Origin of the sequence: Citrobacter sp. Cf072 (assembly GCF_030334485.1) — a bacterium.
Classification (GTDB): Bacteria; Pseudomonadota; Gammaproteobacteria; order Enterobacterales; family Enterobacteriaceae; genus Citrobacter; species Citrobacter freundii.
Map to the genome: position 1 here is coordinate 102,642 of NZ_JAOWDX010000039.1, position 16,500 is coordinate 119,141.

Below are 16,500 nucleotides of genomic sequence, written 5' to 3' on the forward strand. Positions count from 1 at the left end.
TTTATGAAAGTTACATCTTGGTTAAATAAAACCACAAATTTTGTTTGTGGATTTTGTGACACGCTACGCAAAGCCTTTTAGTTTATTGAGTAAAAACAGAATTATAATCAATTTAGATAAAGTGTTCGCGATCGCATTGTTAATAAATTATTAAAATCACGCTTGCATTTTATGATTCACAAAATAACTATTTATAGATAGATTACGGAACACATCTGGAGATTAACGATGCAGCAGTTAGCCAGCTATTTATCCGGCGCCTGGCAGACCGGCCGAGGCCGCACCCGTACTATCCACCACGCCATCAGCGGCGAACCGCTTTGGGAAGTGACAAGCGAAGGACTGGATATGGCGCAGGCGCGCCGCTTCGCCATCGAGCACGGCGGCAAAGCGTTACAGGCAATGAGCTTTATTCAGCGCAGCGCGATGCTAAAAGCGGTGGCGAAGCATTTAATGGAACTGAAAGCCGATTTCTATGCCATATCCGCGCAAACCGGAGCAACACGCGGTGACAGCTGGGTCGATATCGAAGGCGGCATCGGCACGCTTTTCACCTATGCCAGCCTCGGCGGGCGTGAGCTGCCGGATGATGTGCTGTGGCCGGAAGATGAGCTGATTCCGTTGTCCAAACAGGGCGGTTTTGCCGCGCGCCATGTGCTGACGTCAAAATCCGGCGTTGCGGTACATATCAACGCCTTTAACTTCCCCTGCTGGGGGATGTTAGAAAAGCTGGCGCCGACCTGGCTTGCCGGCATGCCCGCGATCGTTAAACCGGCGACCGCCACCGCGCAGCTGACGCAGGCGATGGTCAAAGCCATTGTCGACAGCGGGCTGGTGCCGAACGGCGCAATAAGCCTGATCTGCGGCGGCGCGGGCGATCTGCTGGATAATCTGGATAGCCAGGACGTAGTGACCTTTACCGGCTCTGCACATACCGGGCAGCAATTGCGCGTACATCCGAATCTGGTGGCGAAATCTGTGCCCTTTACCATGGAAGCGGATTCGCTGAACTGCTGCGTACTGGGCGACGATATCACCCCGGAGCAGCCGGAGTTTGCGCTGTTTATTCGCGAAGTGGTGCGCGAAATGACCACCAAAGCCGGGCAGAAATGTACCGCCATTCGCCGCATTATCGTGCCGCAGGCGCAGGTGAAAACCGTCAGTGAAGCGCTGATTGCCCGCCTGCAAAAGGTGGTAGTGGGCGATCCGGCGCAGGAAGGCGTGAAGATGGGGTCGCTGGTGAATAACGATCAGCGTCAGGACGTGCAGGATAATGTGAATCGTCTTGTTGAAGCCGGATGTGAGGTACTGCTGGGCGGAAAGGCAGATCTGAGCACCGCTGGAGCTTTCTTCCCGCCAACGCTGCTGTTTTGTCCGCAGCCGGATGAAATTACCGCGGTACATGCAATTGAAGCCTTTGGTCCGGTCGCCACGCTGATGCCGTATCAGAATACCGAGCATGCCATGACGCTGGCGCGCGCTGGTGAAGGCAGTCTGGCAGGAACGCTGGTGACGGCGAGCGGCGAACTGGCGCGAGAGTTTATCCTCGGTGCAGCCCGCGCCCACGGGCGTATTCAGGTGCTGAACGAAGAATCCTCAGCGGAATCGACCGGCCACGGCTCTCCACTGCCACAGCTGGTCCACGGTGGGCCTGGACGTGCAGGCGGCGGTGAAGAGCTGGGCGGTCTGCGTGCGGTGAAGCACTACATGCAGCGTACCGCCATTCAGGGCAGTCCAACCATGCTGGCCGCCGTTAGCCAGCAGTGGGTGCGCGGCGCGCAGGTCACGGAAGATCGCATTCACCCGTTCCGCAAATATTTCGAAGAGATCCAACCGGGCGATAGCCTGCTGACTCCGCGCCGCACGCTGACCGAAGCGGATATCGTCAATTTTGCCTGTTTGAGCGGCGATCACTTCTACGCTCATATGGACAAAATTGCAGCGGCCGAGTCTATTTTCGGCGAACGCGTGGTGCACGGCTATTTCCTGATTTCCGCCGCTGCCGGTCTATTTGTAGACGCGGGCGTTGGCCCGGTTATCGCCAACTACGGTATGGAAAATCTGCGCTTTATCGAGCCGGTTAAGCCGGGCGACACTATCCAGGTGCGTTTAACCTGCAAACGCAAAACGGTGAAACTTCAGCGCAATGCCGAAGAAAAAGCGACTGGCGTGGTGGAATGGGCGGTGGAGATTTTCAATCAGCACCAGCAGGCGGTGGCGCTGTATTCCATTCTGACGTTGGTTGCGCGTCAGCATGGGGATTTCCCGGCTTAAGAACCCGGTGTCGCTTCGCGCGACCAGATTTGAAACAAAAAGCAAAAAGCCTGCTTAGTTTCCTGAGCAGGCTTCTTAAATATGGCTCCTCTGACTGGACTCGAACCAGTGACATACGGATTAACAGTCCGCCGTTCTACCGACTGAACTACAGAGGAATCGTTGTGGAGGCTTATCTTAGCGGCGAAAAAATTTTTGTCAAACCTCATTTCTTCGAATGCGAATCAATTGATGCTTCTCTCGACAGTTTGTTGCATTTACAGACATTTTAAATAGAAAAAACTTTGCAGCTTTTTTGATTCTCCCTCATCATTTGAAATGAGGTTTCAACTTTCTTCGTTAAGGTCCACTTTGAACGTCTCCGCTGCCTTACGCCAGGTCGCTTCCCGCACGCCCTGGTATGCCAAACGCAAGAGTTATAAGGTTCTCTTTTGGCGCGAAATCACTCCGCTGGCTGTCCCCATTTTCCTGGAAAACACCTGTGTGCTATTGATGGGTGTTCTGAGTACCTTCCTGGTAAGTTGGTTGGGAAAAGAAGCAATGGCCGGTGTCGGACTCGCCGACAGTTTTAATATGGTCATCATGGCATTTTTCGCCGCCATCGATCTGGGTACCACCGTAGTTGTAGCATTTAGCCTCGGGAAACGAGATCGTCGACGGGCCAGAGCCGCAGCCAGACAATCGCTGGTGATCATGACAATTTTTGCTACCGTGCTGGCAGCGGTCATTCACTATTTTGGTCAACAGATTATTGACGTTGTCGCAGGTGAAGCAACGCCAGACGTTAAAGCTTTGGCACTTACCTATCTGGAGCTAACGGTGCTCAGCTACCCGGCGGCAGCCATTGCGCTGATCGGCAGTGGCGCACTACGTGGGGCCGGAAATACTAAAATACCGTTGTTGATAAACGGCGGTATGAACATCCTGAATATCATCATCAGTAGCATCCTGATTTACGGGATCTTTTCCTGGCAAGGTCTGGGATTTGTGGGAGCAGGCCTGGGACTGACCATTTCGCGCTACATCGGGGCGATTGCCATCATCTGGGTACTGATGATTGGTTTTAACCCCGCGCTGCGAATTCCCTTCAAAAGCTATTTTAAGCCACTCAATCTCGCCATTATATGGGAGGTGATGGGGATCGGCATTCCGGCAAGTATCGAGTCAGTGCTGTTCAATGGCGGTAAACTTTTGACGCAGATGTTTGTTTCAGGCATGGGAACCAGCGTTATCGCCGGGAACTTTATTGCATTTTCTATCGCCGCACTTATCAATTTACCAGGGAATGCTTTAGGTTCCGCGTCGACAATCATTACCGGCAGGCGTCTGGGAAATGGCCAGATTGCCCAGGCTGAAATCCAGCTACGGCATGTGTTCTGGCTGTCGACGATTGGCCTAACGGCAATTGCCTGGCTAACCGCACCTTTCGCCGGGGTGATGGCCTCATTTTATACCCACGATCAGGATGTAAAAGAGGTCATAGTCATCCTGATTTGGCTCAACGCAGCATTTATGCCGATATGGGCAGCCTCCTGGGTATTACCAGCGGGCTTTAAAGGTGCGCGAGATGCACGTTTTGCTATGTGGGTATCGATGCTGGGCATGTGGGGCTGCCGCGTAGTCGCGGGCTACACTCTGGGTATCGTATTAGGATGGGGAGTTGTCGGCGTTTGGTTAGGTATGTTCTTCGACTGGGCCGTGCGCGCCGCGTTATTTTACTGGCGTATGGTCACAGGCCGCTGGTTGTGGAAATACCCACGCCCCGAACGCGAAAAGTGCATAAAACAACCGGTTGCGTCTGAATAATCGGCGAAATGTGGAATATTTCAGCAAACGATCGCATTTATCCATTCAGGCTTTGACAACGCTGAGCGGCATCGCTAATATGCGCCTCGTTCACACGATTCCTCTGTAGTTCAGTCGGTAGAACGGCGGACTGTTAATCCGTATGTCACTGGTTCGAGTCCAGTCAGAGGAGCCATATTTAAGAAGCCTGCTCAGGAAACTAAGCAGGCTTTTTGCTTTTCTGCGATCCCATTAACCAGGTAGAGCGCTTCACTTCACACACAGGCTTTTCCATACTGGCAACGAGAGAAGCCCGTTTCTCACGGGCTTTTATTGTTAAATCTGATAATCAATCACCGCTTCATCTGGCTCCATCGCCTGACGCTTAATTTCATCGACGGATAACCCTGCGTTGCATAGCTCGATGAATCGCCAGACGTAGTTGCGCTGCAGTTGTCCGCGTTTAAGCCCTAGCCAAACGGTATTTGCATCAAACAAATGCCGGGTATCCAGACGGGTTAACGTCCCCTCTTCCTGCTCGCCGCTGGATTGCTCTGCCACCAGCCCAATCCCCAATCCCAGTGACACGTAAGTTTTAATCACATCCGAGTCCTGGGCGCTGAGAATAATATCAGGTATCAGCCCCTTGCGAGCAAACGCCTCATCGATGCGGGAACGCCCTGTAATCCCCTGACGATAGGTAATTAACGGCCAGTTAGTGATGGACTCCAGCGTAAGCGGAGAAGCCTTCACTAATGGATGGTCATGAGGAACAAGCAGGCTGTGGTGCCAACGAAACCAGGGAAAAGCCACCAACAATGGATCGCTGCTCAGCCGCTCACTGGCAATTCCGATATCTGCCCCGCCATTTTGTAGCAGGACATCAATCTCCTGTGGTGTGCCCTGAATAAGTTCCAGACGCACCTCAGGGAACAGCTCACGAAAGGCTTTTATCACCGCAGGCAAGCTATAGCGTGCCTGGGTATGCGTGGTGGCAATCGTTAGAACGCCGGACGTGTCATTGGTAAACAGATCCGCCAGTCGACGAACATTGCTGGCCTCATTCAGAATACGTTCGGCAATGATCAGCAAGGCTTTACCCGGTTCAGTCATGCCCAACAGGCGTTTACCGCGACGGATAAAAATTTCGATGCCAAGTTCATCTTCAAGTTCACGAATGTGTCGGCTGACGCCCGACTGCGAGGTGTACAGTATATTCGCGACCTCCGTCAGGTTGTAATCCTGACGGGCCGCCTCGCGGATTATTTTGAGTTGCTGGAAATTCACGTTTCACTCCGGGCACATCAGACATTACGCTATTGTTAAAGTCTGATGCCCGGCATAACAAATAATAAAAACCTGCATCTTATTCCTCGCGGGAATAAGGTTTAGCTGACCAGCTGCAGTTCGCGATTTTCCAGCGCCGGACGGCTAACCAGCGATAGCAGGATCTCCTTCACTGCCTGCGCCTGGGGCGATAAGCTCCCTCTGGCTGATACGTTCAACGATAATGGCAGATTCATCGATGGGGTTGTGATGCGCGCCATCCAGCCGTTCGCTGCATTGCATAATGAACGGGCGGCCGACTCGGGCAACACTGTGACGCCCATACCACTGGCAATGGCGGCCGTCAGGGTGGAGATAGACTCAATTTCGCCAATCACTTTAGCCGTTAAGCGACGTAGCGAAAAAGCTTCATCCACGCGCAGGCGAACCGCGCTGTAATCCCGTGGCAAGAATAAATTCATCTGCGCCACCGCGGCTAAATCGACGCTTTGCCCCGGACACTCACGCGTGCCGACCAGATACAGATCCTCTTTAAGCAACGGTTGACTGCTGATGCCCGCCACGGGTGAACGCTCATAGAGCACTGCCATATCTAATTGCCCGCTGAGCAGCTTGTCATTCAGCACTGCCCCACTGTTTTCATGCAGATAGACCTGCACATCGGGCAGTTCGGCACGTAGCGTCTGTAATAACGGCATGGTAATGGATGACGCTGCTGTCCCCGGCGCAAGGCCGATAGAGACCTGGCCTGTCAAGGTCTGTCCCACGTTATTAACCGCAAGTTGCGCCTGTTCACACTGACGTAAAATCGTCCGGGCGTGGGTATATAACACTTTTCCTGCTTCCGTCGGCGTGACGCCACGCTTGGTACGAATCAGCAATTGTTGATCAAGCTCACCTTCCAGCGTTGCGACCTGCTGGCTCAGCGCGGGTTGCGCAATGTGCAATACTTCCGCTGCCTGGGTCAGGCTACCAATATCGACGATTTTCACGAAATATTTCAGTCGTCTGAAGTTCATTTTGCCTCCTGTCGGAATACCAGAACCCGTGCTGGCAGTCATTGAATTCAGGATTGCAAGATGCTTGCCACTTTCGTCTAAAACGGTGTTTTATGGTTAAAGCCGCACAAAGTCAGGAGTAAAAGCGAAGGAAGATCATTCTGCACACCGAAATATCTCATTCAGGCTGCCCTGGAAGAGGTAGAAACGCACCAGAATGGGGCAAAAGCATAAAAAGACGGAAAGATCGCCGCTTTGCTGATTTTGTCAGCAAACGAACACACAAATGTATTTACCCCTTTGACAAGCCTCACCACCCTCGCTAATATGCGCCTCGTTCAAACGATTCCTCTGTAGTTCAGTCGGTAGAACGGCGGACTGTTAATCCGTATGTCACTGGTTCGAGTCCAGTCAGAGGAGCCATATTTAAGAAGCCTGCTTAGGAAACTAAGCAGGCTTTTTGCTTTTTGCTATTGCTCATTGCGCATATCAAAGCCCCTGCTCAGTCTGGCCAACACTTCATTTATAATGACCGCAGGTATTTGTTCCAGGCGCTTGCCGTTCCGAGCTTCCATATCAATAGTTCTGGGCTGATCACGGCGAATAACGCCCGTCGTTTTAGTGCCCGCATCATCCAGTTAAACGCTAACACCAGCAGCATGAGCAAGGTTTCCGCAACTGGTGACAGGAACTGAGGTGTCCGATTCTCGCTCGCAACAGACATGGTCAGATGTCATTCCAACCATCACATGCCAAAAGCAGACTCCTTTTCCCATCCAATATCCACATCATGAGATTTTTATAAAAAACAATGTGTTAAGACGTTCAGCGTAATACAATTATATTTCCAATTGTAATGATAACCATTCTCATATTACTATAATCGCGTGATAATTAACTTTTGATACATTCCGCATGTCTGACCACGCCACTACCACTGCTTCCTTTACGCTCGAGTCGCTTTATGGCGCACATCACGGCTGGCTGAAAAGCTGGCTGACGCGCAAACTCCAGTCCGCCTTTGATGCAGATGACATTGCCCAAGACACTTTTCTAAGGGTAATGGGCAGCGGGTCGCTCTCGACGATCCGCGATCCGCGTTCCTTTCTGTGCACTCTCGCCAAACGGGTGATGGTCGACCTGTTTCGCCGAAACGCGCTGGAAAAAGCCTATCTGGAGATGCTGGCGCTTATGCCGGAAAATCTCGCGCCTTCGCCCGAGGAACGCGAGAGTCAGCTCGAAACCCTGCAACTCATCGACAGCATGCTTGACGGGCTGAGCGGAAAAACACGCGAAGCGTTTCTCCTTTCACAGCTGGATGGTCTGACCTACAGCGAAATAGCGCTAAAGCTCGGTGTTTCGGTCAGTTCAGTGAAAAAATATATGGCAAAGGCTATCGAACATTGTCTGCTGTTTCGTCTGGAGCACGGTCTGTGAACGCCTCTATCACCGATTCTCGCCGCCAGGCATTGCGCTCGGCATCACACTGGTATGCCGTATTGAGCGGCGAGCGTGTCAGCCCACAGCAGGAAGCACGCTGGCAACAATGGTATGAAGAGGACAAAGATCATCAGTGGGCCTGGCAACAGGTTGAAAACCTGCGCAACCAGCTCAGCAGCGTTCCGGGCGATGTCGCCAGCCGGGCGCTGCACGATACGCATCTTACCCGTCGTCATATCATGAAAGGGCTACTGCTGCTGCTCGGCGTGGGCGGCGGCTGGCAGCTCTGGCAATCTGAAGCCGGAGAAGGTCTGCGCGCAGACTACCGCACCGCCAAAGGCGCGGTCAGCCATCAGCGGCTGGACGATGGCTCGCTGCTGACGCTCAACACACAAAGCGCCGCGGACGTTCGTTTTGATACGCGTCAACGCGCTGTCCATCTCTGGTACGGCGAAATTGCTATTACTACCGCAAAAGACGCGCAGCAAAGACCTTTCCACGTTGTGACCCGCCAGGGCCAGCTCACCGCGTTAGGCACAGAATTTACCGTCTACCAGCAGGACAACGTCACACGCGTTACCGTTCAACAACACGCGGTTGAAGTCTTACTGGCAAATCGTCCGCAGGAAAAACGCATCGTCAGCGCTGGCGAGAGCCTGCAGTTTAGCGCGTCTGAATTTGGTGCAATTACCTCAGCGGATGATGAAAGCGCCGCCTGGACGCAGGGCATTCTGAGCTTTAGCGATAAACCTCTGGGTGAAGTGATTGCCACGCTGAGCCGTTATCGCAACGGCGTGCTGCGCTGCGATCCGGCTGTGGCCGGGTTACGCCTGAGTGGCTCTTTCCCGCTGAAAGATACTGATGCAATCCTGGATATTATCGCCAAGACTCTTCCAGTGAAAATTCAGTCGGTTACGCGATACTGGGTAAATATCTCAGCATTGTAAGAAAAATAATTCTCATTTCGATTATCCTTTTTCCCCTTCTCATTCGACTCATAGATGAACACAACAAAAATGATGATGGAGAAGGTATGACGCCTTTACGCGTTTTTCGCAAAACAACACCTTTGGTTAACGCCGTTCGCTTGAGCCTGCTGCCGCTGGCCGGGCTGTCGTTATCCGCCTTCGCAGCGCAGGTTGATATTGCACCGGGTTCGCTCGACAAAGCCCTTAATCAGTATGCCGCGCTCAGCGGAATTACCCTGTCGGTTGACGCCAGCCTGACGCGCGGCAAACAGAGTAACGGTCTTCACGGTGACTACGACGTCGAAACCGGCCTGCAACACCTGCTGAACGGTAGCGGCCTGCAGGTGAAACCGCTGGGTAATAACAGCTGGACACTGGAGCACGCACCCGCACCGCAAGAAGATTCCCTGACCGTGGTGGGCGACTGGCTGGGGGATGCGCGCGAAAACGACGTTTTCGAACATGCTGGCGCGCGTGACGTTATCCGCCGTGAAGATTTCGCCAAAACCGGCGCGACGACCATGCGCGAGGTGCTGAACCGCATTCCTGGCGTTACCGCCCCAGAAAACAACGGTACCGGTAGCCACGATCTGGCGATGAACTTTGGTATTCGCGGCCTGAACCCACGCCTGGCCAGCCGTTCAACGGTACTGATGGACGGTATTCCGGTGCCGTTTGCCCCTTACGGCCAGCCGCAGCTTTCCCTGGCACCCGTTTCGCTCGGAAATATGGACGCCATCGATGTGGTACGCGGCGGCGGTGCTGTACGTTACGGGCCGCAGAGCGTGGGCGGCGTGGTGAACTTTGTCACCCGCGCCATTCCGCAAGACTTCGGGATCGAAGCCGGCATGGAAGGCCAGCTCAGCCCAACGTCCTCACAAAATAATCCCAAAGAGACGCACAACCTGATGGTGGGCGGCACGGCGGATAACGGTTTTGGTAACGCCCTGCTTTACTCCGGCACGCGCGGCAGCGACTGGCGCGAGCACAGCGCAACGCGCATCGACGATCTGATGATGAAAAGCAAATATGCGCCGAACGACGTGCATACTTTCAACAGCCTGCTGCAATACTACGACGGTGAAGCCGACATGCCCGGCGGCCTGTCGCGCGCGGATTACAACGCCGACCGCTGGCAGTCCACGCGCCCTTACGATCGCTTCTGGGGGCGCCGCAAGCTGGCAAGCCTCGGCTATCAGTTTCAGCCGGACAGCCAGCATAAATTCAATATTCAGGGCTTCTACACCGAAACCCTGCGTAGCGGCTACCTGGAACAGGGCAAACGCCTCACCCTTTCACCGCGTAACTACTGGGTACGCGGCATTGAACCGCGCTACAGTCAGAGCTTTATGGTGGGTCCTTCCGCGCACGAAGTGGGCGTGGGATACCGCTATGTGAGCGAGTCGACGCATGAAATGCGTTACTACACCGCCACCAGCAGCGGGCAGTTGCCGTCCAACTCCAGCCCTTACGATCGCGACACCCGTTCCGGTACCGAAGCGCACGCCTGGTATCTGGATGACAAAATCGACGTAGGCAACTGGACGATCACACCGGGTATGCGCTTTGAACATATCGAGTCATACCAGAACAACGCCATCAAAGGCACGCATGAGGAAGTGAGCTACAACGCCCCACTTCCGGCGCTAAACGTGCTCTATCACCTGACTGACAGCTGGAATCTTTATGCAAACACTGAAGGCTCATTCGGCACCGTACAGTACAGCCAAATTGGCAAGGCTGTGCAAAGCGGCAATGTGGAACCGGAAAAAGCGCGAACCTGGGAGCTCGGAACCCGATACGACGGTGGCGCGCTGACCGCGGAAATGGGGCTGTTCCTGATTAACTTTAATAATCAGTACGACTCCAACCAGACCAACGACACTGTAACCGCACGGGGTAAAACGCGCCATACCGGGCTGGAAACCCAGGCCCGCTATGACCTCGGCACGCTGACGCCAACGCTCGACAACGTTTCGGTCTACGCAAGCTATGCGTATGTGAACGCCGAGATCCGCGAGAAAGGCGACACCTACGGCAACCAGGTGCCGTTCTCGCCGAAACACAAAGGCACATTGGGCGTGGACTATAAACCGGGTAGCTGGACCTTCAACCTGAACAGCGATTTCCAGTCCAGCCAGTTTGCGGATAACGCCAACACCGTTAAAGAGAGTGCCGACGGCAGCACCGGCCGCATCCCGGGCTTCATGCTCTGGGGCGCACGCGTAGCCTATGACTTTGGTCCGCAGATGGCAGACCTGAACCTGGCGTTCGGCGTGAAGAATATCTTCGACCAAGCGTATTTCACCCGCTCTTACGACGACAACAATAAAGGCATCTACGCAGGCCAGCCGCGCACGCTGTATATGCAGGGGTCGTTGAAGTTCTAATTCAACCGATTTCGTAGGCCGGGTAAGCGCAGCGCCACCCGGCTTTCAGGAGCACCGATGTTCACATTTATCCGCACACTTTTCGCCGCTCTGCTGCTGGTCACCAGCCACGCTTTTGCCGCCACGGTTCAGGACGAACATGGCGCCTTTACGCTTGATAAAACGCCACAGCGGATAGTGGTACTGGAGCTGTCGTTCGCGGACGCGCTGGCTGCCGTCGATGTTAGTCCGATCGGCATTGCCGACGATAACGATGCCACGCGCATTCTTCCCGAAGTTCGCGCCCATCTGAACCCCTGGCAGTCTGTCGGCACGCGTGCGCAGCCGAGTTTAGAAGCCATCAGCGCGCTGAAACCGGACCTGATCATTGCCGACAGCAGCCGTCATGCGGGTATTTTCAGCGCCTTACAGCAAATTGCACCGGTGCTGCTGCTGAAATCTCGCAATGAAACCTACGCTGAAAATCTTCAGTCTGCGGCCATCATCGGCGAGATTGTGGGCAAAAAGGCACAGATGCAGTCACGCCTGGCGAAACACAAACAACAGATGTCAGCGTGGGCCAGCCAGTTGCCAAAAGGCACGCAGGTGTTGTTTGGTACGTCCCGGGAGCAGCAGTTCAACCTGCACACGCAGGAGACCTGGACCGGGGGCGTCCTGACCGCTCTGGGGCTGAAGGTACCTGCGGCGATGGCGGGTGCGTCTATGCCGTCCATCGGCCTGGAGCAGTTGCTGGCGCTTAATCCTACATGGCTGCTGGTCGCACATTATCGCGAAGAGAGCATCGTGAAACGCTGGCAGCAAGACCCGCTGTGGCAGATGTTAACGGCTGCGCAAAAACAGCAGACGGCGTCGGTCGACAGTAACGCCTGGGCGCGGATGCGCGGCATTTTTGCGGCCGAACGTATTGCCAGCGACACGGTAAAAATCTTTCATCACCAGCCTTTATCCGATGTGAAATGACAGTTCTCAGACATCCGGCACTGCAATGGGGGCTGCCCCTTGCCGCGCTTATCGCAATTTTCTGGCTGAGTCTGTTTTGCTACTCGGCCATTCCTGTTTCTGGCGTTGATGCTATTCGCGCCCTGCTGCCGGGCCATACGCCGACGCTTGCACAAGCGCTGGTGCAAAACCTTCGTTTGCCGCGAAGCCTGGTCGCCATTCTGATCGGCGCAAGCCTGGCTCTCGCGGGAACGCTGCTGCAAACCCTGACGCATAATTCAATGGCCTCCCCTTCACTGCTCGGCATTAACAGCGGCGCGGCGCTGGCTATGGCACTGACCAGCGCGCTCAGCCCCGTGCCCGTTTCGGGTTACTCCATCTCCTTTATCGCCGCCTGTGGCGGCGGCGTTAGCTGGCTGCTGGTGATGACCGCAGGCGGCGGATTTCGCCACACCCAGGACCGAAACAAACTGATCCTCGCGGGTATCGCTTTCTCGGCGTTTTGCATGGCCCTGACCCGCATCACCCTGCTGCTGACGGAAGATCACGCCTACGGCATTTTTTACTGGCTCGCAGGGGGCGTATCTCACGCACGCTGGCAGGAGTTCTGGCAGCTTTTACCGGTGGTGGCGGTCGCTGTACCGGTGGTGTTGCTGCTGGCCAATCAACTGAACCTGCTTAACGTCAGCGACAGCACCGCCCGCACGCTGGGGGTGAATCTGCCGAAGCTGCGTTTGATCATCAACATTCTGGTGCTGCTTCTGGTCGGTACCTGCGTCAGCGTGGCTGGCCCGGTGGCGTTTATCGGTCTGTTGATGCCGCATCTGGCTCGCTTCTGGGTAGGATTTGACCAGCGCAAGGTCCTGCCGATGAGCATACTGATGGGCGCCACACTGATGCTAGTGGCGGATGTTCTGGCCCGCGCGCTGGCTTTTCCTGGCGAATTACCCGCGGGGGCCGTGGTGGCTCTGATTGGTGCGCCCTGCTTTGTCTGGCTGGTCAGGAGGCGTGGATGAAAGTTACGCTAGTCATTTTTATCGCCCTCGCACTGGCAGGATTTTCGCTGCTGTCGCTGCAAATGGGGGTGATCTCCGTTCCCTGGCGCGCCCTACTGACCGACTGGCAGGCCGGGCGTGAGTATCATTACGTGTTAACGGCGTACCGCCTGCCGCGACTGCTGCTGGCGCTGTTTGTTGGTGCAGCCCTCGCGGTGGCAGGCGTTCTGGTACAAGGGATTGTGCGTAACCCTCTGGCATCGCCGGATATTCTCGGCGTAAACCATGCCGCCAGCCTTGCCTCTGTAGGCTCACTTCTTCTCGTACCGTCACTGCCGGTGATTGCTCTGCCGCTGCTGGCCTTTGCCGGTGGCATGGTGGGCCTGAGCCTGCTGAGAATGCTGGCGAACACCAGCCAACCGATGAAGCTCTCGCTCACGGGCGTTGCGCTTTCTGCCTGCTGGGCCAGCCTGACGGACTGGCTGATGCTTTCGCGCCCGCAGGATGTGAACAGCGCCCTGCTGTGGCTGACCGGCAGCTTATGGGGCCGTGACTGGAGCTTTGTGAAGATTGCCGTCCCGCTACTGATGTTGTTTCTGCCGCTGAGCCTGGGTTTTTGCCGCGATCTCGACCTTCTGGCACTGGGCGATGCACGCGCCACCACGCTCGGGGTGTCGGTGCCGCGTATCCGGCTCCTGGCTTTGCTACTGGCCGTCGCCATGACATCTACCGGCGTGGCCGTCTGCGGCCCGATCAGCTTTATTGGTCTTGTGGTGCCGCATATGGTGCGCAGCATCTCCAGTGGACGTCACCGCTGGCTGCTGCCCGTTTCGGCGCTGACAGGTGCGTTGCTGTTGGTGGTTGCCGATCTGCTGGCGCGAATTATTCATCCCCCGCTGGAGCTTCCGGCTGGCGTGCTGACCGCCATTATCGGTGCGCCGTGGTTTGTCTGGCTGCTTGTGAGAATGCGATAAATGACATTACGAACTGAAAATCTGACGGTCTGTTACGGTACAAACAAGGTCCTTGATGGCGTTTCACTCGCGCTACCAACGGGGAAGACAACCGCCCTACTCGGCCCTAACGGCTGCGGGAAATCGACGTTGCTAAACTGTTTTTCACGGCTGTTAACGCCGCAATCCGGTGGCGTATTTCTCGGCGATAATGCCATCAACACGCTCTCATCACGCCAGCTAGCCCGCAGGCTGGCGCTGCTGCCCCAACATCATTTAACTCCCGAGGGGATCACCGTCCAGGAGCTTGTTTCGTACGGTCGCAACCCGTGGTTGTCACTCTGGGGGCGCCTCTCCGTTGAAGACAATGCGCGGGTCCAAGATGCTATGCACCAGACCCGGATCCAACATCTTGCCGACCGACGGTTAACCGAACTTTCCGGCGGTCAGCGCCAGCGCGCCTTTCTGGCGATGGTCCTGGCCCAGAATACACCCGTCGTACTACTCGATGAGCCAACCACCTATCTCGATATCAATCACCAGGTGGAACTGATGCGGTTGATGGGCGAACTCCGGGCTCAGGGGAAAACGGTGGTCGCAGTGCTGCACGACCTTAATCAGGCCAGCCGGTACTGCGATCATCTGGTGGTAATGGCGAACGGACATATTATGGCGCAAGGCACACCAGAAGCGGTGATGAACCCTGGATTGCTGAGAACCGTATTCAACGTGGATACGGAAATACACCCCGAACCAGTATCTGGTAAGCCGATGTGTGTAGTGAGATAGATGACACAGGCTGTAATGGTACCATGGTCTCAACAGGTCGCCGTCATATCACTCGCGCTGTGATGACTTCACTCTGCCCAGGTAACATTTCAACTGTTCTGAGCTGAATAATATTGCAGCGTTCTGTCATCAATCATCATGCGTTTAGGACCAGTCAAAACCATGTTAATCATCGGTTCATAAACTGCAGACAGGCGGTGTTCAGGGATTACTCTCAGCACCATAGCAACCCGTGAAATGCAGGTTTCGGTACGCTGATTACCCGTGGCTGATGCAAGTTTTCGTAACTTCGGTAATTTTTGCATTTACCGAGTGATAACACGTCGCTGTATGCACAGCAAGAGAGGCAGGATAAAGGAAAAAGCGAAGAGGATGGAGAAACGGGGAGACGCGTTAATTCATCTTTCCGCTTAATATTAACGGGCGCCGGGTTGCTTCATACCAACGTCCGCTTCGTGCTGTGAGTTCAACGGGTCGATGCAACGCTATCCTTAATCAAGGGGGACGTTGCCATGAAACGAAGAACTCGGATTAACTACACGCCAGAGCAGAAGGCAATTATCTGGGACAGATATAAGCAAGGTGATTCTCTACATGATATCGCCAGAATGTTCGACAGATATCATTCTTCCATTATGCCCACTATCCACCAGACAGGCGGCTACCGTCCTCCCGTGCCAAAACGGCACCGATTAGCGCTTTCGCTTGATGAAAGAGAGGAGATATCCAGAGGGCTGGTAGCAAAACTCAGTATCAGGGACATCGCCACCAAATTATCAAGAGCGCCCTCAACGATTAGCCGCGAGGTCAGGAGGCACGGTGGTGCAAAACAATACCGTGCAGCAAAAGCCGATGCTGCTGCGTGGGAAAATGCGCTGAGACCAAAACCTTGCAAGCTAATTGAAAGCCCCGCATTGTGTAAAATCATTGCAGAGAAGATGCATCAGGACTGGTCGCCGGAACAGATCGCCGGTTGGCTGAAACGCTGTTATCCGGATAATCAGGAAATGCATGTGTCACACGAAACGATTTATAAAACGCTTTTTATACAAACCCGGGGAGCATTAAAAAAAGAGCTGCAGCAATGCCTCAGAAGCGGAAGAGCAGTGCGTAGATCCAGAACGTCATCGCTTAAAGGGAAAGGATTAGGGTCAATCCCGCACACGATACCTATCAGCGAAAGGCCACCAGAGGCCGCTGACAGAGCCATTCCAGGTCACTGGGAAGGTGACCTGATTCAGGGCTCGAATAACTCCTATATCATCACCCTCGTAGAACGTCATTCCCGTTTTGTTATGCTGGCGAAAATCAGAGACAACAAGACCATAACGGTTATATCTGCACTCATCAGACAAGCCCGGGAATTACCTGCTGAGCTTTATAAAACATTAACTTGGGATCGTGGCGCTGAAATGACCAGCCACACACGATTTACTGTAGCGACAGACATTCAGATTTATTTTTGTGATCCTCAATCTCCCTGGCAACGTGGCTCAAATGAAAATACGAACAGATTGCTCAGACAATATTTTCCAAAAGGAACTGACTTATCGGTTCACAGCCAGCAAAGACTTAACAGTGTTGCCAGACAGCTCAACGAGAGGCCGAGAAAAACGCTAGACTATGAATCACCCGCAGAGCGGTTCAATAAGTGTGTTGCGTCCATCAGTTGAACTCACAGC

General features: G+C 54.4%; 13 protein-coding genes, 3 tRNA genes and 1 pseudogene. 12 read left to right on the plus strand and 5 right to left on the minus strand.

Going from position 1 to position 16,500, the window contains the following annotated elements; genetic code table 11:
- The first annotated feature begins 228 nt into the window (after window positions 1-228).
- Window positions 229-2,274 (plus strand): phenylacetic acid degradation bifunctional protein PaaZ, encoded by a 2,046-nt coding sequence (gene paaZ, locus OGX66_RS07740; RefSeq protein WP_270939454.1) that lies wholly within the window; start codon window positions 229-231, stop codon window positions 2,272-2,274.
- 82 nt (window positions 2,275-2,356) lie between these two features.
- Here the strand turns inward: paaZ and OGX66_RS07745 are convergent.
- Window positions 2,357-2,432: transfer RNA gene (locus tag OGX66_RS07745), tRNA-Asn, on the minus strand.
- Window positions 2,433-2,592: 160 nt separating this feature from the next.
- Between OGX66_RS07745 and OGX66_RS07750 the strand changes: the two genes are divergently transcribed.
- Window positions 2,593-4,080, plus strand: coding sequence for an EmmdR/YeeO family multidrug/toxin efflux MATE transporter (locus tag OGX66_RS07750; protein WP_003846749.1), 1,488 nt, complete (start codon window positions 2,593-2,595; stop codon window positions 4,078-4,080).
- 99 nt (window positions 4,081-4,179) lie between these two features.
- Window positions 4,180-4,255: transfer RNA gene (locus tag OGX66_RS07755), tRNA-Asn, on the plus strand.
- Window positions 4,256-4,395: 140 nt separating this feature from the next.
- Here the strand turns inward: OGX66_RS07755 and cbl are convergent.
- Both cbl and nac read right to left on the minus strand, forming a co-directional pair.
- On the minus strand, window positions 4,396-5,346 hold the full coding sequence (gene cbl, locus OGX66_RS07760; RefSeq protein WP_058842613.1) for an HTH-type transcriptional regulator Cbl: 951 nt from the start codon (window positions 5,344-5,346) through the stop codon (window positions 4,396-4,398).
- Between the two features lie 101 nt (window positions 5,347-5,447).
- Entirely contained in the window at window positions 5,448-6,365 is a 918-nt protein-coding gene (gene nac / locus OGX66_RS07765) for a nitrogen assimilation transcriptional regulator NAC (protein WP_003030855.1), read from the minus strand.
- 326 nt (window positions 6,366-6,691) lie between these two features.
- Here nac and OGX66_RS07770 point away from each other — a divergent pair.
- A tRNA-Asn gene (locus tag OGX66_RS07770) sits at window positions 6,692-6,767 on the plus strand.
- Between the two features lie 47 nt (window positions 6,768-6,814).
- Here OGX66_RS07770 and OGX66_RS07775 read toward each other — a convergent pair.
- Window positions 6,815-7,036 (minus strand): annotated as a pseudogene (locus tag OGX66_RS07775) (type II toxin-antitoxin system PemK/MazF family toxin); the annotation flags it as partial.
- 223 nt (window positions 7,037-7,259) lie between these two features.
- On the opposite strand from OGX66_RS07775, the gene fecI reads away from it, so the two are divergent.
- From fecI to fecE, 7 genes are all read left to right on the plus strand, one after another.
- Complete coding sequence (gene fecI, locus OGX66_RS07780; protein WP_003846770.1) at window positions 7,260-7,781, plus strand: ferric citrate uptake sigma factor FecI; 522 nt, start codon at window positions 7,260-7,262, stop codon at window positions 7,779-7,781.
- Window positions 7,778-8,731 carry a ferric citrate uptake sigma factor regulator FecR gene (fecR, locus tag OGX66_RS07785; RefSeq protein WP_136346152.1) on the plus strand — a complete coding sequence of 318 codons (954 nt, stop codon included), beginning with the start codon at window positions 7,778-7,780 and terminating at the stop codon, window positions 8,729-8,731. The genes fecI and fecR overlap by 4 nt, the downstream gene beginning before the upstream one ends.
- 86 nt (window positions 8,732-8,817) lie before the next feature.
- Entirely contained in the window at window positions 8,818-11,142 is a 2,325-nt protein-coding gene (fecA, locus tag OGX66_RS07790) for a TonB-dependent Fe(3+) dicitrate receptor FecA (RefSeq protein ID WP_270939453.1), read from the plus strand.
- A 57-nt stretch (window positions 11,143-11,199) separates the two neighbouring features.
- Window positions 11,200-12,102: a Fe(3+) dicitrate ABC transporter substrate-binding protein FecB gene (locus OGX66_RS07795; protein WP_088902444.1), complete on the plus strand. Its 903-nt coding sequence runs from the start codon at window positions 11,200-11,202 to the stop codon at window positions 12,100-12,102.
- Complete coding sequence (fecC, locus tag OGX66_RS07800; RefSeq protein ID WP_088902445.1) at window positions 12,099-13,097, plus strand: iron-dicitrate ABC transporter permease FecC; 999 nt, start codon at window positions 12,099-12,101, stop codon at window positions 13,095-13,097. Before OGX66_RS07795 ends, fecC begins: the two co-directional genes overlap by 4 nt.
- Window positions 13,094-14,050: a Fe(3+) dicitrate ABC transporter permease subunit FecD gene (gene fecD / locus OGX66_RS07805; RefSeq protein WP_088902446.1), complete on the plus strand. Its 957-nt coding sequence runs from the start codon at window positions 13,094-13,096 to the stop codon at window positions 14,048-14,050. Before fecC ends, fecD begins: the two co-directional genes overlap by 4 nt.
- Window positions 14,051-14,818 (plus strand): Fe(3+) dicitrate ABC transporter ATP-binding protein FecE, encoded by a 768-nt coding sequence (fecE, locus tag OGX66_RS07810; protein ID WP_088902447.1) that lies wholly within the window; start codon window positions 14,051-14,053, stop codon window positions 14,816-14,818.
- Between the two features lie 89 nt (window positions 14,819-14,907).
- On the opposite strand, the gene OGX66_RS24520 is transcribed toward fecE, so the two are convergent.
- Window positions 14,908-15,123, minus strand: coding sequence for an AraC family transcriptional regulator N-terminal domain-containing protein (locus OGX66_RS24520; protein WP_003836713.1), 216 nt, complete (start codon window positions 15,121-15,123; stop codon window positions 14,908-14,910).
- A gap of 207 nt (window positions 15,124-15,330) precedes the next feature.
- Here OGX66_RS24520 and OGX66_RS07820 point away from each other — a divergent pair, with 207 nt between their 5' ends.
- On the plus strand, window positions 15,331-16,491 hold the full coding sequence (locus OGX66_RS07820) for an IS30-like element ISCfr4 family transposase (RefSeq protein WP_286510989.1): 1,161 nt from the start codon (window positions 15,331-15,333) through the stop codon (window positions 16,489-16,491).
- Window positions 16,492-16,500 lie beyond the last annotated feature (9 nt).

Excerpts from the sequence above, each read along its gene's own strand:
- paaZ (WP_270939454.1), top strand. The coding sequence starts at position 229 with ATGCAGCAGTTAGCCAGCTATTTATCCGGCGCCTGGCAGACCGGCCGA.
- OGX66_RS07750 (WP_003846749.1), top strand. The coding sequence starts at position 2,593 with ATGAGGTTTCAACTTTCTTCGTTAAGGTCCACTTTGAACGTCTCCGCT.
- nac (WP_003030855.1), bottom strand. The coding sequence starts at position 6,365 with ATGAACTTCAGACGACTGAAATATTTCGTGAAAATCGTCGATATTGGT.
- fecI (WP_003846770.1), top strand. The coding sequence starts at position 7,260 with ATGTCTGACCACGCCACTACCACTGCTTCCTTTACGCTCGAGTCGCTT.
- fecA (WP_270939453.1), top strand. The coding sequence starts at position 8,818 with ATGACGCCTTTACGCGTTTTTCGCAAAACAACACCTTTGGTTAACGCC.
- OGX66_RS07795 (WP_088902444.1), top strand. The coding sequence starts at position 11,200 with ATGTTCACATTTATCCGCACACTTTTCGCCGCTCTGCTGCTGGTCACC.
- fecC (WP_088902445.1), top strand. The coding sequence starts at position 12,099 with ATGACAGTTCTCAGACATCCGGCACTGCAATGGGGGCTGCCCCTTGCC.
- fecD (WP_088902446.1), top strand. The coding sequence starts at position 13,094 with ATGAAAGTTACGCTAGTCATTTTTATCGCCCTCGCACTGGCAGGATTT.
- fecE (WP_088902447.1), top strand. The coding sequence starts at position 14,051 with ATGACATTACGAACTGAAAATCTGACGGTCTGTTACGGTACAAACAAG.
- OGX66_RS24520 (WP_003836713.1), bottom strand. The coding sequence starts at position 15,123 with ATGCAAAAATTACCGAAGTTACGAAAACTTGCATCAGCCACGGGTAAT.
- OGX66_RS07820 (WP_286510989.1), top strand. The coding sequence starts at position 15,331 with ATGAAACGAAGAACTCGGATTAACTACACGCCAGAGCAGAAGGCAATT.